Annotated in this window: 19 protein-coding genes; 11 read left to right on the top strand and 8 right to left on the bottom strand. The window is 72.9% G+C overall.

From position 1 onward, the window contains the following. Positions 1–67 precede the first annotated feature (67 nt). Positions 68–730 (bottom strand): DUF6230 family protein, encoded by a 663-nt coding sequence (locus ACFVU7_RS07410; RefSeq protein ID WP_049651461.1) that lies wholly within the window; start codon positions 728–730, stop codon positions 68–70. 742 nt (positions 731–1,472) lie between these two features. After that, positions 1,473–2,474, bottom strand: a complete 1,002-nt coding sequence (locus ACFVU7_RS07405; RefSeq protein WP_117489568.1) for a tetratricopeptide repeat protein — start codon at positions 2,472–2,474, stop codon at positions 1,473–1,475. Positions 2,475–2,839: 365 nt separating this feature from the next. Here ACFVU7_RS07405 and ACFVU7_RS07400 point away from each other — a divergent pair, with 365 nt between their 5' ends. After that, the gene (locus ACFVU7_RS07400; protein ID WP_079271888.1) at positions 2,840–3,505 is read left to right on the top strand and encodes a TetR/AcrR family transcriptional regulator; all 666 of its coding nucleotides are present in this window, start codon (positions 2,840–2,842) and stop codon (positions 3,503–3,505) included. Between the two features lie 73 nt (positions 3,506–3,578). On the opposite strand, the gene ACFVU7_RS07395 is transcribed toward ACFVU7_RS07400, so the two are convergent. From ACFVU7_RS07395 to ACFVU7_RS07385, 3 genes are all read right to left on the bottom strand, one after another. Further along, complete coding sequence (locus ACFVU7_RS07395; RefSeq protein WP_049651459.1) at positions 3,579–5,264, bottom strand: methylmalonyl-CoA mutase; 1,686 nt, start codon at positions 5,262–5,264, stop codon at positions 3,579–3,581. A gap of 271 nt (positions 5,265–5,535) precedes the next feature. Further along, complete coding sequence (locus tag ACFVU7_RS07390) at positions 5,536–5,877, bottom strand: DUF3817 domain-containing protein (RefSeq protein WP_049651458.1); 342 nt, start codon at positions 5,875–5,877, stop codon at positions 5,536–5,538. A gap of 76 nt (positions 5,878–5,953) precedes the next feature. Continuing rightward, positions 5,954–6,490, bottom strand: a complete 537-nt coding sequence (locus ACFVU7_RS07385; RefSeq protein ID WP_049651457.1) for a MarR family winged helix-turn-helix transcriptional regulator — start codon at positions 6,488–6,490, stop codon at positions 5,954–5,956. Positions 6,491–6,987: 497 nt separating this feature from the next. Between ACFVU7_RS07385 and ACFVU7_RS07380 the strand changes: the two genes are divergently transcribed. After that, positions 6,988–8,619, top strand: coding sequence for a M4 family metallopeptidase (locus tag ACFVU7_RS07380; protein WP_049651456.1), 1,632 nt, complete (start codon positions 6,988–6,990; stop codon positions 8,617–8,619). A 454-nt stretch (positions 8,620–9,073) separates the two neighbouring features. Further along, a complete protein-coding gene (locus ACFVU7_RS07375; RefSeq protein WP_388044599.1) occupies positions 9,074–10,696 on the top strand; it encodes a M4 family metallopeptidase in 1,623 nt (540 codons plus the stop codon). Between the two features lie 155 nt (positions 10,697–10,851). On the opposite strand, the gene ACFVU7_RS07370 is transcribed toward ACFVU7_RS07375, so the two are convergent. Continuing rightward, positions 10,852–11,226 (bottom strand): DUF3817 domain-containing protein, encoded by a 375-nt coding sequence (locus ACFVU7_RS07370; protein WP_388044598.1) that lies wholly within the window; start codon positions 11,224–11,226, stop codon positions 10,852–10,854. A gap of 240 nt (positions 11,227–11,466) precedes the next feature. Here ACFVU7_RS07370 and ACFVU7_RS07365 point away from each other — a divergent pair, with 240 nt between their 5' ends. The 5 genes from ACFVU7_RS07365 (at position 11,467) to ACFVU7_RS07345 (ending at position 15,286) form a co-directional block, all read left to right on the top strand. Beyond that, on the top strand, positions 11,467–12,264 hold the full coding sequence (locus ACFVU7_RS07365; protein WP_049651453.1) for a DUF2127 domain-containing protein: 798 nt from the start codon (positions 11,467–11,469) through the stop codon (positions 12,262–12,264). Between the two features lie 104 nt (positions 12,265–12,368). Further along, positions 12,369–13,007 (top strand): AIM24 family protein, encoded by a 639-nt coding sequence (locus tag ACFVU7_RS07360; protein ID WP_074001459.1) that lies wholly within the window; start codon positions 12,369–12,371, stop codon positions 13,005–13,007. Beyond that, on the top strand, positions 13,007–13,657 hold the full coding sequence (locus ACFVU7_RS07355) for an AIM24 family protein (protein WP_049651451.1): 651 nt from the start codon (positions 13,007–13,009) through the stop codon (positions 13,655–13,657). The genes ACFVU7_RS07360 and ACFVU7_RS07355 overlap by 1 nt, the downstream gene beginning before the upstream one ends. A gap of 263 nt (positions 13,658–13,920) precedes the next feature. Beyond that, entirely contained in the window at positions 13,921–14,730 is an 810-nt protein-coding gene (locus ACFVU7_RS07350) for an AIM24 family protein (protein ID WP_049651462.1), read from the top strand. Positions 14,731–14,770: 40 nt separating this feature from the next. Continuing rightward, positions 14,771–15,286 carry a MarR family winged helix-turn-helix transcriptional regulator gene (locus ACFVU7_RS07345; RefSeq protein WP_049651450.1) on the top strand — a complete coding sequence of 172 codons (516 nt, stop codon included), beginning with the start codon at positions 14,771–14,773 and terminating at the stop codon, positions 15,284–15,286. 82 nt (positions 15,287–15,368) lie between these two features. Here ACFVU7_RS07345 and meaB read toward each other — a convergent pair whose 3' ends face one another. Further along, a complete protein-coding gene (gene meaB, locus ACFVU7_RS07340; protein ID WP_380745328.1) occupies positions 15,369–16,325 on the bottom strand; it encodes a methylmalonyl Co-A mutase-associated GTPase MeaB in 957 nt (318 codons plus the stop codon). An 80-nt stretch (positions 16,326–16,405) separates the two neighbouring features. Further along, positions 16,406–17,599, bottom strand: coding sequence for an acetyl-CoA C-acetyltransferase (locus ACFVU7_RS07335; RefSeq protein WP_074001457.1), 1,194 nt, complete (start codon positions 17,597–17,599; stop codon positions 16,406–16,408). 280 nt (positions 17,600–17,879) lie between these two features. Between ACFVU7_RS07335 and mce the strand changes: the two genes are divergently transcribed. From mce to ACFVU7_RS07320, 3 genes are all read left to right on the top strand, one after another. Beyond that, positions 17,880–18,320, top strand: a complete 441-nt coding sequence (gene mce / locus ACFVU7_RS07330; protein ID WP_049651447.1) for a methylmalonyl-CoA epimerase — start codon at positions 17,880–17,882, stop codon at positions 18,318–18,320. A gap of 509 nt (positions 18,321–18,829) precedes the next feature. Next, complete coding sequence (locus ACFVU7_RS07325; RefSeq protein ID WP_388044597.1) at positions 18,830–23,920, top strand: hypothetical protein; 5,091 nt, start codon at positions 18,830–18,832, stop codon at positions 23,918–23,920. Between the two features lie 117 nt (positions 23,921–24,037). Beyond that, positions 24,038–24,967, top strand: a complete 930-nt coding sequence (locus ACFVU7_RS07320; protein WP_049655735.1) for a cellulose-binding protein — start codon at positions 24,038–24,040, stop codon at positions 24,965–24,967. Positions 24,968–24,984: the final 17 nt, after the last annotated feature.

The raw sequence follows: 24,984 nt of genomic DNA, 5'->3' as shown, positions 1-24,984 counted from the left end.
ACCGTCCCCGGTCCCGCGGGTGCCGTCGGGGCGGGCGGGCCGGGCCCGGCCCGCCGCCGTCAACGGCCTAGTAGCACTCGCCGGAACCGTCGGTGTGCAGCGCGAGCTTCAGGCCCGGGAGCTTGAAGGTGCCGGCCGAGGTGGCCCAGGCGGTCTGCTGCACGTTGTACAGGTCGGCCTTCTCGGCGGCCTGGGCGAAGCCGGTCTGCCCGGACGGCAGGCCGCCGAGCTTGGACTTCCAGCCCTGGGTGGCCTCGCCCTTGAGGGTCGACGCCTCCTGGCCGATGTTGATGTTGGAGAACTCGGCGTCGGCGTTCAGCTGGTCGAGGTCGATCAGCAGGTTCTTGGCGTAGACCTGCTTCTTGACGTCCTCGCTGTTGCCGGCCTCCAGACGCAGGATGATCTTGGGCAGCTTCCACGGCAGGCCGGGGATGACGTTGGGGTCGGTCACCACCGACTGGCAGAGGCCCTTGATGGTGGCCTCGTCGAAGGCCGAGACGGCGACCGGGTGCGGCGTGCCGTTCGACTCCGCGTCGATCGAGCCGAACTGGGCGAAGTTCCTGCCGTGCAGCTCCGGCGTGGTGACCTTGAAGCTCTGGCCGGAGACGCTGAACGAAGCCGCCAGCGCGTTGTTGGCGATCGAGACGCCCACCGCGGCGGTGGCCGCGATGCTCGGCACCATCACCAGGGCGAAGCGCTTCCAGCGGGTCTTGCCGTAGGTCTGGGACATGCGAGTCCTCCTTCTAGGACGTACATCTCCGGCTCCCCGGCGGCGCGTCCCGCACCGGTGGGGACCTGGGATGGGAGAGAGCTACGTCCTCGGTAGCGGAGAGCGCCTTGGGCGTCGTCGGACGCGGGAGCGGCCCGCGTGCAGCGGACCTCCCGTCCAAGCACCGGCCGTCCTTGCGGGGCGGCGGGCAGGACCGACGACATCGGCGATCACCCCCGAGCGACAACCAGCGACCGCGCAGGGCCGCGCGGCCGGTCGAAGGACAGGAACCGCCGTGGGACCGCGGATACCCCCCTGCCCTCCCTCCCGCCGGCCGGGGCCGACGGGCCGCCCGGTGGGGATCCCGCGCTCCGCGTGGCCGACCGGGGTCGGGGTGTGGAGCCCGGGACCGGGCGTGGCCGATCGTGCTTGAATCCCGGGCGAAGCACAAGAGGTTCCTTACTGACGGGTAATGCAACATCAGGTGGCGTTGATCATGGAATCGACCCGGGCCGCACCCTGCGTGACGTCTTGAAGGAAACGTGACGGCGAAATCTGCCGGAAACGCAAGCGAAACACCCATGGGCGGTCACACAAGGTGACCACCCACGGGTGAAATCAAGATTTGGTAAACCTCTGTTCAGTTGACCGGATTGTCGCCAAATCACCAGCGACACCGCAGGTCATCCGCCGTGCCAGGCAGCGGACCTGATCCGGGCTCAGAACCGGCTCGGGACGGACCGGGAACCGGCCCGGAGCGGGCTCAGAACAGCACGCGCGCCAGCGCCGTCCGGGCCGCGACGACCCGCGGGTCCTCCGGGCCGATCACCTCGAACAGCTCCAGCAGGCGCAGCCGGGCGGTGTCCCGGTCCTCGCCGGCCGTCCGCCCGACGGTGGCCACCAGGCGCCCGAAGGCGTCCTCGACGTGACCGCCGACCAGGTCCAGGTCGGCCGCCTTGAGCTGGATCCCGACGTCCTTCGGGTCGGCGGCGGCCGCCGACCGGACGGCCTGGAGGTCCAGACCCTCGATCCGCTTCAGCAGCTCGGCCTGGGCCAGGCCCAGCTTGGCCTCGGTGTTGCCCGGCTGCTCGGCCAGCACGTTCCGGTAGGCCTGGATGGCACCGCCCAGGTCGCCGGCGTCCAGCGCGTCGTGCGCGGCGGACAGCGCCGGGTCCTCGGGGCGCTGCGGGGCGGCGGCCGGGGCCTCGCCCGGGGCGGCCGCGCCACCGGCCAGGCCGGCCACGCCGAAGCGCTGCTCGGCGACCAGGATCAGCTGGTCCAGGATCTGACGGATGTTGGCCGCGCTCTCCGCGCCCTGGAACAGCGGCACCAGCTGGCCGGCCACCACGGCCATCACGGCCGGGATGCCCTGGATGCCGAACTGCTGGGAGAGCAGCGGGTTGGCGTCGACGTCGATCTTGGCGAGCACGAAGCGGCCGGCGTACTCCTCGGCCAGGCCCTCCAGGACCGGGCTCAGCTGCTTGCAGGGCCCGCACCACTCGGCCCAGAAGTCGATGACGACCGGCACCTCGGTGGAGCGCTGGACGACCTCGGTCTCGAAGGTGTCCTCGGTGACGTCGATGACGAGCTGGTGGGCGGACTGGGCGGGGGCGGCTCCGTCCGCATCGGCGGCGGACGCCTGACGAGCCCGCTCGGCCCGGGCCTGCTCGGCCTTCTGGGCGGCTTCGCCGGCCGCCTTCACTGCGGCGAGGTCGACCGCACCGCGCAGGGCGGAGCTGTTGAGACGCGAATTCCGTGGCTGCATGGCACCATCCTCCCCCGTCCGCGCTGCTCGCGGGCACCAACCTCCGGAAAGTCGCCCCGCGCGGGCCGCGCGGTGCGGGTTCCCGGGCGCCGTGCCCCTCCCCCGGTAGCCTGGACCGTTCGGCGCGGATCCCCACCCGCGCCCGCGCCGCTCCCGTCCCACGGGACGCGGCGCCTGGTTGTCACTGCTTTCGCTACGAGTCGTAGCGTAACTGGAGCCGGTGGCCCGGCCGCAAGCCCCTCCGGTGGTTCGGGGACGTGACCTGCCCCACTTTCCCGGGGTGCCCCGCTGCCCGAACGGACGAACAGTCGCTACCGTTACCAGCCCCACCCAAGTTACTTACCAGTAGAGCGCAAGGAGGCCCGGTGCCGGCCGCCCAGCCCCCAGCGAGCCCGCAGGGCACGCACCAGGACTGCCCGGCGCCCGCGGGCACCGCCCGGGCCAAGGGCCGCCCGCGCAGCGCCGCCGCCGACCGCGCCATCCTCGACGCCACCCGCGAGACCCTGGCCGAACTCGGCTGGGGCGGACTGACCATGGGCCACGTGGCGAGCCGGGCCGGGGTCGCCAAGACCACCCTCTACCGCCGCTGGCCGTCCAAGAACGAGCTCGTGGTGGACGCCGTCGCCACCCTCTTCGACGAGCTGGTGATGCCCGACCTCGGCAGCCTGCGGGCCGACATCGAGGCCGTGGTGGCCCAGTTCGCCGACCTGCTGGCCCGCCCGGAGACCCAGGCCGCGCTGCTCGCGCTGTTCGCCGAGGGCACCCGCGACCGGCAGCTGCGGCGGCGGATCCGCGAGGCCATCGTGGACCCGCAGAAGCGGCTGGTCCGCCAGGGCCGGGCGGCCGCCCAGGCCCGCGGCGAGCTGGAGGCGGACACCGACGACACCTCGGCCCGCGAGGAGGTCGACATCATCTTCGACACCATCGCGGGCACCGTCGAGCACCGCGTCCTGGTCAGCGGCGAGCCGATCACCCCGGAGTGGACCCGCCGCTTCACCGACCTGCTGCTCGGACCGATGCTCGCGGGCTGAGAGCACCCCGGCCGAAGACACGGCAAAGCCGCCGTACGGGATCCCGTACGGCGGCTCCGCGTCGGCCGCGGCCTCAGAACATCGCGTTCTCCTGGTACGTGCCCCACTCCTCGCGCAGCGCGTTGCAGATCTCGCCCAGCGTCGCCTCGGCGCGCACCGCGTCCAGCATCGGCGGGATCATCGACTCGCCCGAGCGCGCCGCCGCCAGCATGGCGTCCAGCCCGGCCCGGACGGCCGCGTCGTCCCGGGCCGCCTTGCGCTCCCGCAGCACCCGGACCTGCTCGCGTTCGACCTCGTGGCTGACCCGCAGGATCTCCAGCTCCGGGGTGACGCTGCGCGGGTGGCAGTTGACGCCGACCACGCGCTTGTCGCCCTTCTCCACCGACTGCTGGTACTGGAAGGCCGCCTCGGCGATCTCCCCGGTGAACCAGCCCTCCTCGATGCCGCGCAGGATGCCGGAGGTGATCGGGCCGATCTCGTGGTCCTCGCGGCCCTTGTCCAGGATCCGCTGGAAGATCGCCTCGGCCTGCTGCTCGATCCGGTCGGTCAGCGCCTCGACGTACCAGGAACCGCCCAGCGGGTCGGCGACGTTGGCGACGCCGGTCTCCTCCATCAGCACCTGCTGGGTGCGCAGGGCGATCTCGGCGGCCTGCTCGGAGGGCAGCGCCAGGGTCTCGTCCAGGGCGTTGGTGTGCAGCGAGTTGGTGCCGCCGAGCACCGCGGCCAGCGCCTCGACGGCGGTGCGGACCACGTTGTTGTACGGCTGCTGCGCGGTCAGCGAGACGCCGGCGGTCTGGGTGTGGAAGCGCAGCCACTGCGCCTTGTCGGTCTTGGCGCCGAAGCGCTCGCGCATCCAGCGGGCCCAGATCCGGCGCGCGGCGCGGAACTTGGCGATCTCCTCGAAGAAGTCCAGGTGCGCGTCGAAGAAGAAGGACAGGCCGGGCGCGAAGACGTCCACGTCCAGGCCGCGGGAGAGGCCCAGCTCGACGTAGCCGAAGCCGTCCGCGAGGGTGTACGCCAGCTCCTGCGCGGCCGTGGCCCCGGCCTCGCGGATGTGGTACCCGGAGACCGACAGCGGCTTGTACGCGGGGATGCCCTCGGCGCAGTAGGCCATCAGGTCGCCGATCAGGCGCAGGTGCGGCTCGGGGGCGAAGAGCCACTCCTTCTGCGCGATGTACTCCTTGAAGATGTCCGTCTGGAGGGTGCCGTTGAGCACCGCCGGGTCCACGCCCTGGCGCTCGGCGGCCACCAGGTACATGCAGAAGACCGGCACGGCCGGGCCGCTGATCGTCATCGAGGTGGTGACCCCGCCGAGCGGGATGCCGTCGAACAGCACCTCCATGTCGGCGGCCGAGTCGATGGCCACACCGCAGTGGCCGACCTCGCCGAGCGACTTCGGGTCGTCCGAGTCGTAGCCCATCAGGGTCGGCATGTCGAAGGCGACCGAGAGGCCGCCGCCGCCCGCGTCCAGGATCATCCGGTAGCGCTCGTTGGTCTGCTGGGCGTTGCCGAAGCCGGCGAACTGGCGGATGGTCCAGGTGCGGCCCCGGTAGCCGGTCGGGTGCAGACCGCGGGTGTACGGGTACTCGCCCGGCCAGCCGATCCGCTCGAAGCCCTCGTAGGCCTGCCCGGCGGGCGGGCCGTAGACCGGCTCGACCTCGTCGCCGGAGAGGGTGGTGAAGTCCGCGTCGCGCTTGCGGGCCTTGTCGTACCGCTGCTGCCAGCGCTGCCGGCCCCGCTCGATCTCCTCGGCGTCCATGATCCCGAACTCCGCTCCGTACGGCCGCCGCGGCGACGGGGCGGCACAGCTAGTAGGACGTCCTAACAATTTACTCGGACGTCCTAGTACTTGTCGATGGACAACCCGCCCGCACGGCCCGCGATCCCCCGAAAGGGACCCGGGATCCGGCCCGGGGCCCCGGGAGCCGCCCGAACGGGGCCCGGGAACGCCGGAGCGCCCCTCCCCCGGTCGGGGAAGGGGCGCTCTCGCGAAACCTGGGAGTCGGAGCCCGGGAGTCGGAGCCCGCTGCTCAGACGCCGGCCGGCTGGCGGGCACCGCCGCCCGCCGGGAGCTGCTCGGCCGCCTCGCGGGCCACCTTGCGCTCGAAGACGAAGGAGAGGAACGGGATGCAGCCCGCCGCCAGGGTGAGCACCAGCCGGCCCATCGGCCACTTCAGCTTCTGCCCGAGCATGAAGGTCACCACGAAGTACCCGATGTAGAGGTAGCCGTGCAGCATCGCGACGTACGTGGTCACGTCCTTGGCCGCGTCGAAGCCGTACTTCGCGACCATGAAGCCGCAGAACACCAGCAGCGCCGTACCGGTCGCAATGGCCAGGGCCCGGTACCAGCCCAGCAGGGGGGTCGCCTTCATGATCTTCCTCGCCTCGCTCGGCACGGTCCGCCGGTACGCCCGGATCCGCGCACCGCTCACACGAGGGTAGCCGCCTTCACGCCCGGCCCTTCGCAGCCCCCTCGGACGGCTCGGCGAAGTCGCCGGCCGCGATCCGCAGCGGCCTGAGCAGTTCGAACACCTGGTGGCACTGCTCGGCGTCGTACTCCTCCAGCCCGAACTCCATCGCCATCAGCTCCCGGGTCGCCTCCTCGACCACCTCGCGGCCGCGCCCGGTGATCGCGGCCAGCACGCCGCGGCCGTCCAGCGGGTTGGGGCGGCGGGCGACCAGGCCGGCCCGCTCCAGGCGGTCGACGGTGTTGGTGACGCTGGTCGGGTGGACCATGAGCCGCTCGCCGATCTTGGAGAGCGAGAGCTCGCCGGTCCGGCTGAAGGTCAGCAGCACCAGGGCCTCGTAGCGGGCGAAGGTCAGCCCGTACGGCTTGAGCACCGCGTCCACCCGGGAGAGCAGGATCTGGTGGGCGCGCATGACCGAGGTGATCGCCGCCATCGAGGGGACCCCGCCCCAACGGCGGGTCCACAGCTCGTCGGCGCGGGCGATCGGGTCGAAGTCGAGAGCGAGGGGCTTGGCCACCTCCTTACCGTACCGGCGGACGGGACGTGTGCTACCAGGCGTCCTGATGGTGGACAAGCGCAACACGTGGCGGGAACCCGCCAATCGGACGGCCAGGTCCATACCAGGACATTGCGCCGGTGTGAACGCGCGGCAACGGGCCACCGGCGCACCGGGGTTGACCCCGGAGCGGCCCGGCGCCGCGCCACCAGGCTTCGGTTCGGACGGTAACCCGCTGCAAACCAGGACGATTTGCCCCCTTTGTCCATCCGTTCACATTCCTCCACCGTGGCGGGACTTGGCCAATTCATGAGCAAGACCTGTCATTTGATTTGCTCGATTGTCATGCTTTCGATCAACCCCGTTCGGCAGCCACCACCCCCACCCACCGGTGGCGAAGCCGCTCAGTCCGCACGGGGCCCGCACGTCAGCGCCCGTTCCGCCCCTCAGGTGCCGTCCCCGGCCCCCGGAACGCCGCGCGACCGCGCCCGCTCGCGGTTTTCCGGAAGGACTCGTTCGTGAAGCGAAAGCTCGCCGCAGTCGCCGTACTCTCCGCCACCGCCCTGCTCACCGGTGTCGTCCAGGTGAGCACCGCAGCCGTCGCGGACCCCGCCCCGCAGTCCCAGGGCGCGAAGCAGCGCGCCGACCTGATCGCCCTGGCCAACGGCCAGGCCGGCAAGGTCGCGCACGCCCTGGCCCTGGGCGGCCAGGAGCAACTGGTGGCCAAGGACGCCGTGGTGGACGCCGACGGCACCCGCCACCTGCGCTACGAGCGCACCTTCGCCGGCCTCCCCGTCCTGGGCGGCGACCTGGTGGTGCACCAGAAGGCCGACGGCTCGACCACCTCGGTGGACAAGGCCACCGGCGCCACCATCGCCCTGCCGAGCCTCACCCCGCAGATCCCCGCCGACAAGGCCGCCGACCAGGCGACCGGCGCCGTGCAGTCCACCGTGGGCATCGCCGCCGACAAGGACGAGTCCCCGCTGACCGCCGTACACCAGACCGGCAAGGCCGAGCTGGTCGTGTGGGCCACCGACGGCAGCCCGCGCCTGGCGTACCGCACCACGGTCGAGGGCGAGCGCGCCGACGGCACCCCGAGCCGCCAGCTGCTGGTCACCGACGCGGCGAGCGGCGAGGTGCTCTCCAGCCACGAGCAGGTGCGGACCGCCGCCGGCACCGGCAAGGGCGTCTTCGTCGGCTCCGTCCCGCTGACCACCACCCAGAGCGGTTCGAGCTACCAGCTCAAGGACGCGACCCGCGGCGGCCAGGCCACGTACACCCTGAAGGGCAAGACCTCCGGCTCGGGCACCCTGGTCGCCAACACGACCAACAGCTTCGGCAACGGCCTGTCCTCCAACAGCGAGTCCGCCGCCGTGGACGCCCAGTACGGTGCGGCGGTCACCTGGGACTTCTACAAGAACACCTTCGGCCGCAACGGCATCAAGAACAACGGCGTCGGCGCCACCAGCCGGGTCCACTACGGTTCCAACTACGTGAACGCGTTCTGGGACGACTCCTGCTTCTGCATGACGTACGGCGACGGCAGCGGCAACACCCACCCGCTCACCGAACTCGACGTGGCCGGCCACGAGATGAGCCACGGCGTCACCTCCGCCACCGCCAACCTCAACTACTCGGGCGAGTCCGGCGGCCTGAACGAGGCCACCTCGGACATCTTCGGCACGATGGTCGAGTTCTACGCCAACCTGCCCTCCGACAAGCCGGACTACCTGATCGGTGAGTTGATCAACATCAACGGGGACGGCACCCCGCTGCGCTACATGGACAAGCCGTCCAAGGACGGCGCCTCGGCCGACTACTGGTCCTCCACCGTCGGCAACAAGGACGTCCACTACTCCTCGGGCGTCGCCAACCACTTCTTCTACCTGCTCGCCGAGGGCAGCGGCGCGAAGACCATCAACGGCGTCAGCTACAACAGCCCGACCTCCAACGGCTCCACGCTCGCGGGCATCGGCCGGGACAAGGCCGCGCAGATCTGGTACCGCGCGCTGACCACCTACTTCACCTCCACCACCAACTACGCGGGCGCCCGCACCGGCACCCTGAAGGCCGCCGCCGACCTGTACGGCGCCTCCAGCGCCGAGTACAGCGCCGTCGCCGCGACCTGGGCCGCCGTCAACGTCAACTGACGTACCGCACAGGCGCGTCGGACGCCCGGATCCTCCGGCAGGAGGGCCCGGGCGTCCGCCTTTCAGGGCGGTAGCCCGGGCCGTCCCGGACCGTCGAGACCGTCCGGGGCCACCCGAGCCGCCCGGGGCTGTCAAGGCCGTCCGGCTGGCGAAGTCCCGCCAGGGGGACGAACCGCCGAAACCGGGCAACGGGCGGCAACCGAACCATCCGTACCGGCACTGGCGGTTCTTGGCCAATCCCGGTAGGCGCCCTGTCCATCCCTGCCAACGATTGTCATGCTTCTGACCAAGTCCCGTCCGACCATCCGCCGCCCCACCCGTTTCCGGCGGATCGTCAGGTACCGCACGGGACCGGCACGTCCGCGCCCTACCGCCCCCAAGGTGCCAACCCCGGCGCCCCGGTACGCGGCGCACCCGCACGCACCCGCGGGTCTCGTGGAAGGAACCCCCGCACGTGAAGCGAAAGCTGACTGTCGGAGCCGTACTCTCCGCCACCGCACTGCTGGCCGGCGTCATCCAGATCGCCGCCGTCCCCGCCCAGGCCGCCGCCCCCTCGCCGGCCCAGCAGCAGTCCGCGCTGCTCGCGCTGGCCTCCGGGCAGAGCGCCCCGGTCGCCCAGGCCCTCGCCCTCGGCGGCCAGGAGAAGCTGGTGCCCAAGGACGTGGTGGTGGACAAGGACGGCACCCGCCACCTGCGGTACGACCGGACCTACGCGGGCCTGCCGGTGCTCGGCGGCGACCTGGTCGTCCACCAGAAGGCCGACGGCTCGGTGAGGTCCGTCGACCGGGCCTTCGCCGGACAGCTGTCCGTGCCCAGCCTGACCCCGGGCCTCGCCGCGCCCCAGGCCGCCGAGAAGGCCACCGCCGCCGTGCGGGCCACGGTCGGCGCCGCCGACCAGGAGGAGGCCGCGCTCAGCCGGGTCGACGGCGCCGGCGCGCCCGAGCTGGTCGTCTGGGCCGCCGACGGCACCCCGCGACTGGCCCACCGCACCACGGTCGAGGGCCAGCGCGCGGACGGCACCCCGAGCCGCCAGGTGGTCGTCACCGACGCCGCCACCGGCCAGGTGCTCTCCACCGACGAGCAGGTGAAGACCGCCACCGGCACCGGCAAGGGCGTCAACGTCGGCAGCGTCTCGCTCACCACCACCCAGAGCGGCAGCTCCTACCAGCTGAAGGACGCCTCCCGGGGCAACCAGTCCACCACCGACCTCAAGGGCGGCACCTCGGGCAGCGGCACGCTCGTCGCCAACACCACCAACAGCTTCGGCAACGGCCTGGCCTCCAACCGCGAATCCGCCGCCGTGGACGCCCAGTTCGGCGCGGCGGCCACCTGGGACTACTACAAGAACACCTTCGGCCGCAACGGCATCAAGAACAACGGCGTCGGCGCGGCGAGCCGGGTCCACTACAGCACCAACTACGTCAACGCGTTCTGGGACGACTCCTGCTTCTGCATGACGTACGGCGACGGCTCCGGCAACACCCACCCGCTGACCGCGATCGACGTGTCCGGCCACGAGATGAGCCACGGCGTCACCTCCGCCACCGCGAACCTCAACTACTCCGGTGAGTCCGGCGGCCTCAACGAGGCCACCTCGGACATCTTCGGCACCATGGTCGAGTGGTCCGCCAACCTCGCGGTCGACCCGGGCGACTACCTGATCGGCGAGAAGCTCAACATCAACGGCAACGGCACGCCGCTGCGCTACATGGACAAGCCCTCCAAGGACGGCGCCTCGGCCGACTACTGGTCCTCCACGGTCGGCAACAAGGACGTCCACTACTCCTCGGGCGTCGCCAACCACTTCTTCTACCTGCTCGCCGAGGGCAGCGGGGCGAAGGTCATCAACGGGGTCAGCTACAACAGCCCGACCTCCAACGGCTCGACGGTGACCGGCATCGGCCGGACCAAGGCGGCGGCGATCTGGTACCGCGCGCTGACCGTCTACATGACCTCCACCACCAACTACAAGGCCGCCCGCACCGCGACCCTGAAGGCCGCCACCGACCTGTACGGCGCCTCCAGCACCGAGTACAACGCGGTCGCGGCGGCCTGGAGCGGCGTCAACGTCAGCTGACCCGCACCACCTCCGGTAGCAACCGGTAGGAAATCGAGCCACCCCCGGTAAGAAACGGCGACAGGCTGCCGCGGCCCTTTGGGAGAGGAGGCCGTGGCAGCCTGTCGACCGTCCACGAGGAGGCCGGAGCCCGAGCGGGGGCCCGGGCGGCCGGCTCAGGCGGTGGCGGGCTTCAGCTCGCCCCGCTCCTCCTTGGCCAGCATCCGCTCGGCGAAGAAGCCGCCGGTGGGCAGCACCGCGAGCACGAACATCAGGACGCCGCGCTTGGCGCCCCACTTCTGCGCCTGCCAGGCCTGGATCCAGAAGACCACGTACAGGATGAACAGGACGCCGTGCACCATGCCCATCACCGGGACGGCGTCGAACGAGGTCGTCCGCTTCAGCACCGAGCAGATCAGCAGCAGGATGAAGGAGACCCCTTCGGGGCCGGAGACCAGGCGCAGGCGGTGGACGGCGCTGCTGTTCACGATGGATACCTCGATATGGGGGGTCGGCGGCGCGGGCTCGCTTGTGAAGCGACTCACAAGCATTCCGGCCCATTATCGCCGAGCCCACGGACGGGACCCCGGCCGGGGGTGGCCACCGTGCCCCATCTCACAGCGGCCGGCCCGGCGCCTGCCCGGAGCCCGTCCGGCGCCCGCCCGCCCTGTCACAGCTCTGTGCCGGAACGCCACCGAGCGCGACCGCCCGTCACCGGGAACCCCTATCCTGCTGCCCGCGCGCCCACCGATCCGGGCGCCGAGGCATCGCACACGGGGGGTACTCACCACATGTTCAAGCGCGACTGGGACCGCAGGACCTGCGCCAAGCGCGGCCACACCACCTACGCGCCGACGGAGCCGGAGCTGGCCTCCCGGCTGCACGCGTCGACCGCCCTCGGCGACGCCTGGCGCTGCCTGCGCTGCGGCGACTTCGCGCTGGGCGCCCCGCACGGCTCCGGCCCGGCCGACGAAGCGCCGCTGGTGCCGCGCGGCAAGGCGCTGCGGGACCTGTTCATCCTGCGCTTCCTGGCCGTCGAGCGGGTGCTGCGCGGACTGCTGATCATCGTGGTCGCGTGGGCCGTGTGGAAGTTCTCCAACAGCCAGGACGCGGTGCACCGGGTCTTCGACGAGAACCTCACGGTGTTCCGGCCGGTCACCGACCATTTCCACTGGGACCTCGAACACGCCCCGATCGTCGAGACCATCCGCAAGACCTTCGACTTCAAGAAGAGCACCCTGCTGATCGTCGCGGGCGCGCTGATCGCCTACGCGGTGATCGAGATCGTCGAGGCGGTCGGCCTCTGGCTGAACAAGCGCTGGGCCGAGTACCTGACGGTGGTCGCCACCGCGGCCTTCCTGCCGCTGGAGGGCTACGAGCTGAGCCACCACGTCAGCGCGCTGAAGATCTGCACCCTGGTGCTGAACATCGCGGCGGTGCTCTGGATCATGCTCTCCAAGCGCCTGTTCGGGCTGCGCGGCGGCGTGGTGGCCTTCGAGGCGGAGCGCCACTCGGCCTCGCTGCTGGAGGTCGAGCAGGCGGCCGGCACCGTTCCGAGCCCCGGACAGGGGGCGCACGCCCGGGCCTGACCGGGGCGCGTGCGCCGGGCGTGACCGGCGCGTTTGTCCCAGACCGGTACCAGTCGGCCCACGCACCCTCCCCGCGCCACGGCCGCAGCGGCTAGATTGCGGCCGTGGCACAGTTCAGACTCCAGGGATCGCGCGTGCTCGCCGTCGACTTGGGCGGCGACGCCGTCAAGGCGCGACACGGCTCGATGGTCGCCTACACCGGGCAGATGGCCTTCAAGAAGTTGACCGGCGGCGGGGACGGCCTGCGCGGCATGGTCACCCGCCGGCTGACCGGCGAGAAGATGACGGTCATGGAAGTGAAGGGGCAGGGCACCTGCTACTTCGCCGACAAGGCCACCGAGATCAGCCTGGTGCGGCTGAACGGCGAGACGCTGTACGTCGAGTCGGACAACCTGCTCTGCACCGAGTCCGCCCTGCACACCGGCACCAGCTTCACCGGGCTGAACGGCATGTCCTCGGGCAACGGCCTGTTCACCACCAAGGTGGAGGGCCACGGCTGGGCGGCCGTCACCTCCAACGGTCCGGCCGTCATCCTGCGGGTCGACAAGAGCATGCCGCTGCGGGTGGACCCGGGCGCGTACGTGGCGCACACCGGCACCCTGCAGCGCAGCCTGAAGTCGGGCGCGGGCTGGACCACGATCATCGGCGAGGGCGGCGGCGAGGCCGTCCAGATCGAGTTCACCGGCGAGGGCCTGGTGTACGTCCAGCCCTCCGAGAAGGCCACCATCGGGGGCGACGTCTGATGGGCTTCACGAAGATCAACGGGAAGATGGTCGAAGCCCAGGTGGTGCCCGGGCAGCGGCTGTTCAGCCAGCGCGGCGCGATGCTCGCGTACAGCGGCGACGTCCGCTTCACGCCGAACATCACCGGCGGGCAGGGCGGCGTGATGTCGATGATCGGCCGCCGGGTGGCCAACGAGGACACCCCGCTGATGACCGTCGAGGGCCAGGGCCGGGTGATGTTCGGCCACGGCGGCCACCACGTCCACGTGATCGACCTGTTCGGCGACACCCTGTACGTCGAGGCGGACCGGCTGCTCGCCTTCGAGGGCACGCTGCGGCAGTCCACCATGTTCATGGGCTCGCAGGGCGGGGTGATGGGCATGGTCCGCGGCCAGGTCACCGGGCAGGGCCTGTTCACCACCAAGCTGGAGGGCCAGGGCTCGGTCGCGGTGATGGCCCACGGCGGCGTCTTCGAGCTGCCGATCACCCCCGGCCAGTCGGTGCACGTCGACCCGCAGGCGTACGTGGCGCACCGCGGCGACGTGCGCAACAAGCTCTCCACGGCGCTGGGTTGGCGCGACATGATCGGCCGCGGCTCGGGCGAGGCGTTCCAGCTGGAACTGTCCGGGCAGGGCGCGGTGTACGTCCAGGCGAGCGAGGAGAAGCTCTGATGTCCTACCCGCCGCAGCCCCCGTACGGTTCGCCGCACAACCAGCCGACCCAGCCCGGCTTCGCGGCCCCGCCGCCCCCGCCGGGGTACGGCCCGCAGCCGGGCTACCCGCAGCCCGGCGGGTACCCGCCGCCCCCGCCGCAGGGCTACCCGCCGCCCCCGCCCGGCCACCAGCCCCAGCAGCAGTACCAGCAGCCGCCCCAGCAGCCGTACGGCCAGCAACAGCCGTACGCCCAGGAGCAGTTCGGCGGCCCACTGGCCCCGCTGCCGACCGGCCACGGCGGCACCGGGCCGGTGGTGTGGGACGCCCACAGCCTGCCGGCCGGCGACAACGTCAACCCGTACGCCTTCTCGGTCGACCTGAACGGCTCCTACTTCCTCCAGAAGGGCAAGATGGTCGCCTACTACGGCGACATCACCTTCAAGGGCGTCGGCGCCGGGGCGGTCGACCGGGTGCTCGGCCAGCACTTCAACTCGCCGATGCACGCGGCGGACTGGGTGGTCGCCGAGGGCCGCGGCAAACTGCTGCTGGCCGACCGGGCGTTCGACCTCAACTCGTACGACCTGGACGAGGGCAACCTGACCGTCCGCTCCGGCAACCTGCTGGCCTTCGACCCGACGCTGCGGCTCAAGCAGTCGATCATCCCGGGCTTCCTGACCCTGATCGGCACCGGCCGCTTCGTCGCCGCCTCCAACGGCCCGGTGCACTTCGTCGAGCCGCCGATCCGGGTGGACCCGCAGGCGCTGGTCGGCTGGGCGGACTGCCCGGCGCCGTGCCACCACTACGACCACGACTACATGCACGGGCTGATCGGCGGCCTGCGCCGGCTGACCGGCATCGGCGGGGCCTCCGGCGAGGAGCACCAGTTCGAGTTCATCGGCGCCGGCCAGGTGCTGCTGCAGTCGAGCGAGAAGCTGATGGCGGAGCGGTCGGTCGGAGCGGTCGACGCCGAGGCGGGCGTCCCGGTGGGCGGCGTGCCGTCCCAGCCGGGCACGGCCGGGCACGGCGGCGGCAACCCCAACATCCCCGGGCTCGGTAACCTGGGCGACCTCGGACGACGTTTCGGTCTGTAAACTTGTACAAGATTGAACTAAATCGGCTATGCTAGAGGGCATGGATACGCACACGATCGAGACCGCGGACACCCCTCCGTCGCAGCCCGAGGAGGAGACTCCCTGGCTGACCGCCAGGGAGCAGCGGATGTGGCGCGCCCATCTGGAGGTCGCCAAGCTGCTGGACTACCAGCTCAGCCGCGAACTCCAGCCGCACAACCTCGCGATCAACGACTACGAGATCCTGGTCGTGCTCTCCGAGGCCCCGGACCGCCGGATGCGGATGACCGACCTCGCGACCGCCACCCTCCAGTCGAAGAGCCGCCTCTCCCACCAGATCACCCGGATGGAGAACGCCGGCCTGGTGCTGCGCCAGGAGTGCCCCGGCGACCGCCGCGGCCTCTACGCCCACCTCACCGAACACGGCTGGGAGACCATGCAGCGGGTCGCCCCCGACCACGTGCGCAGCGTCCGGGCCCACTTCATCGACCGCTTCACCCCGGAGCAGCTCGACGACATGTACCAGGCCCTCGCCCCCGTCGCCGAACACCTCCGCGGCCTGCGCGGCAAGCCGTAGCACCGCACGCACCACTCCGCCCCGCCGCGATCCGATCGCGGCGGGGCGGAAACGGTTCGCGGGCCCGCGCGCCCGGCCCGGGTCAGCCGCGGGTCAGGCCGGCGACGAGCTCGTCGGCGGCGCCGTACGGGTCCAGGGCGCCCTCGGCGACGCGTTCGGCGAGGACGGCCAGGTGCCGGTCCCCGCGCAGGTCGCCGATCCGGGCGCGCAGCTCGGCCAGCGCGATCGCCTCGATCTCCTCGGCGGCCCGGCGGCGGCGCCGCGCGGCGAGCTCGCCGTGCTCCTCCAGCCAGGCGCGGTGCTTCTCCAGCGCCTCGACCACCTCGTCCACGCCCTCGCCGCGGGCCGCGACGGTCTTGACGATCGGCGGACGCCAGTCCCCCGCCTCCCGCGCCTCGCCGAGGCCCAGCATGTGGTTGAGCTCCCGCGCGGTGGCGTCGGCGCCGTCCCGGTCGGCCTTGTTGACCACGAAGACGTCGCCGATCTCCAGGATCCCGGCCTTGGCGGCCTGGATGCCGTCGCCCATCCCGGGGGCCAGCAGCACCACGGTGGTGTCGGCCTGGGCGGCGACCTCGACCTCGGACTGGCCCACCCCGACGGTCTCCACCAGGATCACCTCGCAGCCGGCCGCGTCCAGCACCCGCAGCGCCTGCGGCGCCGCCCAGGAGAGCCCGCCGAGGTGGCCGCGGGTGGCCATCGAGCGGATGAACACCTCGGGGTCGGTCGCGTGGTCCTGCATCCGGACCCGGTCGCCCAGCAGCGCGCCGCCGGAGAACGGCGAGGACGGGTCGACGGCCAGCACCCCGACCCGCTTGCCGAGCCGCCGGTAGGCGGAGACCAGCGCCGAGGTGGAGGTCGACTTGCCGACCCCGGGCGAGCCGGTCAGGCCCACCGTGTACGCCCGCCCGGTGTACGGCGCGAGCGCGGCCATCGCCTCCCGCAGCTGCGGCGCGGCGTTCTCGACCAGCGTGATCAGCCGGGCGACCGCCCGCGGCCGGCCCGCCCGGGCCTGCTCGACCAGCGTGGCGACATCGATCATCAGGAGCTCCTTGCGCGGATGCCGAAGGGGCTGCGGACCGCCACCGGCGGTCCGCAGCCCCGAAGTCGGGTCGGAGCCGGTCAGGCCTTCGGGACGCGCACGATCAGCGCGTCGCCCTGGCCGCCGCCACCGCACAGCGCGGCCGCGCCCACCCCGCCGCCGCGGCGCTGCAGCTCCAGCGCCAGGGTCAGCACCACGCGGGCGCCGGACATCCCGATCGGGTGGCCGAGCGCGATGGCGCCGCCGTTGACGTTGACGATGTCGGAGGTGACGCCCAGATCCTTCATCGACTGGTGGGCGACGGCCGCGAAGGCCTCGTTGATCTCGATCAGGTCGAGGTCGGCGACCTCCAGGCCCTCCTTGGCCAGCGCGTGCCTGATCGCGTTGGACGGCTGCGACTGGAGCGAGTTGTCCGGGCCGGCCACGTTGCCGTGCGCGCCGATCTCGGCGATCCAGGTCAGGCCCAGCTCCTCGGCCTTGGCCTTGCTCATCACGACCACGGCGGCGGCGCCGTCGGAGATCTGCGAGGAGGTGCCGGCGGTGATCGTGCCGTCCTTGGTGAAGGCCGGGCGCAGCTTGGCCAGGCCCTCCACGGTGGTGTCCGCGCGGATGCCCTCGTCCTGGCTGAACAGCACCGGCTCGCCCTTGCGCTGCGGGATGGCGACCGGGACGATCTCGGCGTCGAAGACCCCGTCGGCCTGCGCCTTGGCGGCCCGCTGGTGGGAGGCGGCGGCGATCTCGTCCTGCGCCTCGCGCGGGATGCCCAGGCGGGTGTTGTGCTTCTCGGTGGACTCGCCCATCGGGATGTTCTCGTAGGCGTCGGTGAGGCCGTCGTGGGCCATCGCGTCGAGCATCGCGATCGCGCCGTACTTGAAGCCCTCGCGGGACTTCGGCAGCAGGTGCGGGGCGTTGGTCATCGACTCCTGGCCGCCGGCCACCACGATGTCGAACTCGCCGGCCCGGATCAGCTGGTCGGCGAGCGCGATGGCGTCGAGGCCGGAGAGGCAGACCTTGTTGACGGTCAGCGCCGGGACGTTCATCGGGATGCCGGCCTTGACGGCGGCCTGGCGGGCCGGGATCTGGCCGGCGCCGGCCTGGAGCACCTGGCCCATGATCACGTACTGGACCTGCTCGCCGGTGATCCCGGCCCGCTCCAGGGCCGCCTTGATCGCGACGGCGCCGAGGTCGGCGCCGGAGAAGCCCTTGAGGGAACCCAGCAGGCGACCCATCGGGGTCCGCGCACCGGCAACGATCACAGAGGTGGTGTTGGTCATGGGACGGGCCCCTTCGCACGTCGTGGCCAGGTGAGGATGCGCTCAATGTACTGACCCGTTACCCGCCCGTCACCGGAGCGACGGTGTGATCGAGCGCACTGGCACCATCCAGTCAACACCGTGCCGACCCGCTCCGGGTGAACCGCCCGCGGGCCGTCCGGCGGGCGGCCCGCCGTGTGAGCAGGCTCGCACGCCCGGCACTGGCGCCCGTCGCGGGCCATGCGCTGCACTGGGTGCACCTTTAGCCCCACCACCTTCTCCCCACCTCCCGGAGGCCGTCGTGCTGACCCGCATCGACCACATCGGCATCGCCTGCCGAGACCTCGACAAGACGGTCGAGTTCTACCGCGCCACCTACGGTTTCGAGGTCTTCCACTCCGAGGTCAACGAGGAGCAGGGCGTCCGCGAGGCCATGCTCCGGATCAACGGCACCGACGACGGCGGCGCCTCGTACCTCCAGCTGCTGGAGCCCACCCGGCCCGACTCCACCGTGGCCAAGTGGCTGGAGAAGAACGGCGAGGGCGTGCACCACATCGCCTTCGGCACCGCCGACGTGGACGGCGACTCCGAGGCCATCCGGGACAAGGGCGTCCGGGTCCTCTACGACCAGCCGCGGATCGGCTCGATGGGTTCGCGGATCACCTTCCTGCACCCCAAGGACTGCGGCGGCGTGCTGACCGAGCTGGTCACCTCCGCGCAGCAGGGCCACGACGGGCACTGACCCCCTCCCGGCCCGCCCCCGGGCGCGCGGCGTCCCGGGGGCAGCCGACGGTCCGTCGGTCATGACCCGTCAGTAACCTGGCGGGAAGAGCCGGAAAACACCCCTGCGGCCATTCCCCCGCAGTGCGCTCCCACTACAATGCCCAGGTGCGCGAAGGCTCCGGGGGACGGAGGCGACGGGCACGGCCGAAGACAGGCCTGTCCGCCCTCCGGCGGTCGGCCCGTCGCAAGGGGAGTCCATTACGCGGGCACGGCTGAACAGTCGCAAGACGGATCTGTCACCATTCTCCACAAGGCAAGAGTTCGCCCAGGAGTCCACTCGGACGGGGGAACGCGGCACCCCCGCGCTCCCGCGCCCCGGATTCCGACGACCGCGGCGGGCGGCCCCGGCATGGCGGGGGACCGTCCACCGGCTGCGGATGCAAGGACCAGTCGGACCGGCGCCCGGGATACCGGAGCCCGGAACCGGCCGGGTCGAGGACGCGACCAGGAGATGGATGGGACCGCGGAGTGCGGGGCAACGACCGCTACGAGGCTGACGATCACCTCTCCCAGTTCGAGGCCGAGATGGGTCGGACTCGGAAGGAGCGCGACAAGGCAGTCGAGCATGCCGAAGACCTCGCCTACCAGGTGGAGGTCCTGCGGGCGAAACTGCACGAGTCCCGCCGGATGCTGGCCCAGCCGCGCGCCTTCGACGCCGTCTCCGGCCAGGCCGAGCAGATGCTCCGCACCGCCGAGATGCAGGCCCAGCAGCTGCGCGCCGACGCCGAGCGCCAGCTGCGCGACTCCCAGGCCGCCACCCAGCGGATCATGGCCGAGGCCGCCGAGCGCACCGCCCGGCTGGAAGCCGACCTCGCCGCCCGCCGCCGCCAGCTGGAGGACGAGCTCGCCGAGCTGCGCCGCTCCGCCGAGCAGCACGTCAACGGCTGGGCCGAGCAGACCCGGGCCGGCTCCGAGCAGGAGGCCCAGCGGCTGCTCCAGGACGCCCGCGCCGAGGCCGAGCGGATGGTCGCCGCCGCCCGTGCGGAGGCCGTCGCCCTCTCCGACCACGCCCGCGCCCAGACCGCCGCCGACGTGGACGCCGCCCGCGGCGAGGCCCAGGCCGCCGCCGAGGCCGCTCTGCAGCGGGCCCAGAACGACGCCGAGCGCCTGCTGCGCGCCGCCTCCGAGCAGGCCCAGCAGGCCGGCGCCCAGGCCGCCGCCGACGTGGACGCCGCCCGCGGCGAGGCCCAGCAGCAGCTGGCCGCCGCGCACGCCGCCGCCGAGGGCCAGCTGGTCGCCGCCCAGGCCGAGATCGGCCGGCTCAAGGCGCAGGCCGCCAACGAGCAGGCCCGGGCCGAGCAGCAGCTCGCCGCCGCCAAGGCCGAGATAGAGCGGCTGCGCGCCGAGGCGATCGCCGAGGCGGAGCGCACCCGCCACGAGGCCACCGAACTGCGCGCCCAGGCCGAGCAGGCCGCCGAGCAGCTCCAGGCCGACGCCGAGGCCGCCGCCGAGCGCCGGGTCGCCGACGGCGAGGCCGCCAACGAGCAGCGCTCGCAGACCGCCCGGGCCGAGGTGGCCCGGATGGTCGCCCAGGCCACCAAGGAGGCCTCGGCGATCCGCGCCGAGGCCGAGGGCGTCCGCACCGAGGCCGCCACCAAGCAGGCCGAGGCCGACGCCGCCCGGGCCGCCGCCGCCGAGGAGAGCGAGCGGCTGCGGGCCACCGCCGAGTCGGTGGCCTCCGAACTGAAGGCCGAGGCCGAGGCGGCGATCGCCGAACTCCGCGCCCTGGCCGAGCGGGACGTCGCCGAGCTGCGCGCGCACGCCGAGGCCGACGCCCAGCGACTGCGCGGCGAGGCCGAGGAGGCGGGCCGGGCGGCCGGCGCCAAGGACGCCACCGTCCACCTCGCCAAGGCCGCCAAGACCGCCGAGGAGGTCCTCGGCCGGGCCGACCAGGACGCCGAGACGGTGCGCGGCGAGGCCGCCGCCGAGGCCGAGCGGATCCGCGCCGAGGCCGCCGCCGAGGCGCAGCGCCTGCGCGAGCAGGCCCAGGCCGCCGTCGAGCAGGCCCAGAACGCCGCCCTGGACGACGCCGCCGCGATCCGCGAGCGGATCGAGCAGATGCAGGACGAGGCGGCCCGGCTGCGGGCCGAGGCCGAGGAGCTGCGCGCCCAGGCCGCCGCCGAGGCCGACCGGGTGCGCGGCGAGGCCCGCCGCCAGGCCGTGGTCCAGATCGAGGAGTCGGCGAAGAACGCCGAGGAGCTGCTCACCAAGGCCAAGGCCGACGCGGACGAGCTGCGCGCGGGTGCCGCCGGGGAGATCGAGCGGCTGCGCGAGCAGGCCCAGGAGCAGGCCGCCGAGACCCAGGGCCGGGCCGAGCAGACCCTGACCCGGGCCCGGGCCGAGGCCGGGAAGATCACCGAGGCCGCCGAGCAGCAGGGCCAGGACGCGCTCGCCGCCGCCAAGGCCGCGGCCGCCGAGAACCGGTCCGCCGCCGAGCGCGAGACCGCCGAACTCCGGCGCGACGCAACCGAGTTCGACCAGCGGGTGCGCGCCGAGGCGACCGCCGCGGCAGAGGCTACGACCACCGAGGCACAGGCCGAGGCGAAGGCCGTCCGGGACGCCGCGGTGGCCGACGCCGAGCGGGTGCGCACCGAGGCCGACACCGAGGCCGCCCGGGCCCGGGCCGAGGCCGAGGCGGCCGCGAACGCGCTGCGCGAGGAGAGCCGGCGCGAACGCGAGGAGGCCGCCGACGGCCTGCGGCGCGAGCGCGAGGAGACCTCCGAGCACCTGGACGCGGCCGAGGCCGCCCGCGAGCAGGCCGAACAGGCCGCCGCGGAGACCAGGGCCGAGGCCGAACAGGCCGCCGGAGAGCTGCGGGCGCTCGCCCAGCGCGAGACCAGCCAGCAGCGCGAGGCCGCCGAGGCCTACGCCGACCGGGTCCGCACCGAGGCCGAACAGCACGCCGGCGACCTCACCGAACGCACCGCGGCGGAGACGACCGAGGTCCGCGAGACCGCCGACCAGTACGGCGCCGAGGTCCGCGAAGCGGCCGACCGGCACAGCGTCGAGGTCCGCGAAGCCGCCGACGCCTACGCCGACGAGCAGCGCACCGCGGCCGACACGTACGCCACCGAGCAGCACACCGCCGCCGACACGTACGCCACGGAGCAGCACACCGCGGCCGACGCCTACGCCGCGGAGACCAGGGCCGAGGCCGAACAGGCCGCCGGGGAGCTGCGGGCCCTGGCCCAGCAGGAGACCACCCAGCAGCGCGAGGCCGCCGAGGCCCACGCCGACCGGGTCCGCACCGAGGCCGAACAGCACGCCACCGACCTCACCAAGCGCACCGCGGCGGAGACCGCCGAGGTCCGCGAGGCGGCCGACCGGTACGGCGCCGAGGTCCGCGAGACCGCCGACCGGTACGGCGTCGAGGTCCGCGAAGCCGCCGAGAAGCACAGCGTCGAGGTCCGCGAGGCCGCCGACACGTACGCCGGCGAGCAGCAGACCGCCGCCGACGCCTACGCCGCCGAGGTCCGCGAGCAGGCCGACGCCCACACCGCCGAGCAGCGCGCCGCCGCCGACGAGGCCCTGGAGCGCGCCGAGGCCACCGCCGAGCAGCGCCGCGCCGAGGCCGCCAAGGACGCCAAGGCCACCCGCGAGAAGGCCGCCGCCGAACTGGCCCTGGCCAACGAGCAGGCCTCGACCGTCCGGGCCGAGGCCGGCCGCGAGCTGTCCGAGGCCCGCGCCACCGCCGACGGCATCCGCGCCGAGGCCGGCGCCGAGCTGGAGCAGGCCAGGGCCGACCGCGCCGAGCTGATCGCCGCCGCCAAGGCCGAGGGCGCCGAGCTGGTGGCCGCCGCCGAGGACGAGGCCGCCGAGGTCCGCCAGTCGGTGGCCGGCATGCACGAGGCCGCCGCCGAGCAGATCGCCGCGCTCAAGGCCGCCGCCGAGCAGGAGGTCACCGAACTCCGCGAGGCCGCCGAGCAGGACGCCACCGAGCTGCGCACCCTCGCCGAGTACGAGACCACCGAGCAGCGGGAGCTGGCCGAGCGGGAGAGTACCAAGCAGCGCGAGTCCGCCGACGCGTACGCCGCCGAGCTGCGCGGCCTGGTCGAGCGGGAGAGCGCCGAGCAGCGCGAGCTCGTCGACCGCGAGACCGCCGACCTGCGGGCCCGCACCGAGGCCGAGACCACCGCCCTGCGCGAGCAGACCGAGCTGGAGCTGGCCGCCGAGCGGGAGGCCGTCGAGGACGAGCTCGGCCGGCAGCGCGCCGAGGCCCGGGCCTACGACGGGCAGCTGCGCGCGGAGGCCGAGGCCGAGCTGCGGGCCGCCCAGGAGGCCGCCGAGCAGCTGCGCGCCGACGCGGAGGCGCAGGCCGCCCGTACGGTGGCCGAGGCCGAGGCCCAGGGCGCCCGGAGCATCGCCGACGCCGAGGAGCTGTCCGCGGCCCTGCGCGCCGAGGCCGACGAGTACGCCCTCGCCACCCGCACCCTGGCCGACGACTACGACTCCGCCACCCACTCCCGCGCCGACGCCTACGACGCGGAGACCCGGGAGGCCGCCGAGCAGTTCGACAAGGCCACCCGCGAGCACGCCAAGTCCGTCCTGGAGAAGGCCTTCGCGGACGCCGAGGCGCTCGGCGAGGACGCCCAGACCACCGCGCTGGCGACCACCGCCGCCGCCGAGGAGCAGGCGGACGCCATGGTCGCGGCCGCCCGCAAGGAGGCCGACCGGCTGGTCGCCGCCGGCGAGGCGGCCGGTCAGGCCGAGGTCGAGAAGGGCCGCTCCGACGCGGACACCCTGCTCGCCGAGGCCCGCCGGGACGCGACCGCGATCCGCGAGCGCGCCGAGGAGCTGCGCGAGCGCACCGACGCCGAGGTCGAGGCCCTGCACGAGCGCGCCCGCAAGGAGAACGCGGCGGCCATGAAGTCGGCCGGCGAGCGGGTGGACGCGCTGGTGACGGCCGCCCAGGAGCAGTTGACCGAGGCCGAGGAGCAGGCGGTGGCCACCGTCGCCGAGGCCGAGGACCGCGCGGCGGCCCTGGTCGCGGCGGCCGAGGACCGCGCGGCCGAGCTGACCTCGGAGGCCTCCGCGGAGGCCAGCAAGGTCCGGCTGTCCGCCGTCCGCAAGGCCGAGGGCCTACTCAAGGAGGCGGAGACCAAGCTCGCCAACTCCACCGACCGCGCCGAGGCGCTCATCGAGAAGGCCGAGGCCAAGCTCCGGTCGTCCGAGGCGGAGGCCGAGGAGCGGCTGGACCGGGCCTCCACCGAGGCGGAGAAGCGGCTGCGGGACGCCGACGAGTCCGCGGACGAGCAGGTCGAGCTGGCGAAGGCGGAGGCCGAGCGGCTGCTCGCCGAGGCGAAGGCCGAGGCGAAGCGGGTCACCGACGAGGGCCGGCGCGAGCTGGACGAACTGGTGCGCCGCCGCAAGGACATCAACACCGAGATCTCCAGGGTCCAGGACGTGCTGTCCGCCCTGGAGGCGTTCGAGGCGCCGTCACCGGTCGCCCAGGCCAACGGGGGAAGCAGCACCAAGAAGGACGGGGGCGCCAAGGCCGGTGCCGGAGTTGGCTCCCCCCGGTCGGGTGGCAATCGCTCCAAGAGCTCACCACCCGATTGAGCGGACATTGGCGGTCATTGTCCGTGAGAGAACGGCATAACGCCGTCGACACTCCGGTACCGTGTCAGGATTCCCTCAACCACCTCAGCGGTTTGACGACAGGAAGCCCAGAACCCCATGAGCGACAGTCACTCCCCTCACGGCTTCGACCTGGTGCGCCGTGGGTACGAGCGCGCCCAGGTCGACGAGCGGATCACCAAGCTGGTGGCCGACCGTGACAGTGCCCTGACCCGGATCAGCGCGCTGGAGAAGCGCATCGAGGAGCTTCACCTCGAGACCCAGTCCGCCCAGGCGGCGGTCACCGAGGCGGAGCCCTCCTACGCCGGTCTCGGCGCCCGGGTCGAGAAGATCCTGCGACTCGCCGAGGAGGAGGCCAAGGACCTGCGCGACGAGGCGCACCGCGCCGCCGAGCAGCACCGCGAGCTCGCCGAGGCCGCCGCCCAGCAGGTCCGCACCGAGGCCGAGAACTACGCCAAGGACCGCAAGGCCAAGGCGGAGGACGAGGGGCTGCGGATCGTCGACAAGTCCAAGAGCGACGCCGCCCAGCTGCGCGCCGAGGCCAACAAGGACGCCCAGAACAAGCGCGAGGAGGCGGACGCCCTCTTCGAGGACACCCGCACCAAGGCCGCCCAGGCCGCGCTGGAGTTCGAGACCAACCTGGCCAAGCGCCGCGAGCAGTCCGAGCGCGACCTGGCCGCCCGTCAGGCCAAGGCCGAGAAGCGCCTGGCCGAGATCGAGCACCGGGCCGAGCAGCTGCGCCTGGAGGCCGAGAAGCTGCGCACCGACGCCGAGCGCCGCGCCCGCCAGACCGTCGAGACGGCCCAGCGCCAGTCCGAGGACATCGTGGCCGACGCCAACGCCAAGGCCGACCGCATCCGCAGCGAATCCGAGCGCGAGCTGGCGGCGCTCACCAACCGCCGCGACAGCATCAACGCCCAGCTGACCAACGTCCGCGAGATGCTGGCGACGCTGACCGGCGCGGCCGTGGCCGCCGCCTCGCTGCCGACCGACGACACCCTGGGCGTGCCCGCCCAGCAGTCGCGCTGACGCACACCGGCCGAGCC

Origin of the sequence: Kitasatospora sp. NPDC058046 (assembly GCF_042885595.1) — a bacterium.
GTDB lineage: Bacteria > Actinomycetota > Actinomycetes > Streptomycetales > Streptomycetaceae > Kitasatospora.
The sequence above is the reverse complement of the archived record's forward strand: the minus strand, read 5'-3'. Positions and strand labels throughout refer to the sequence as shown.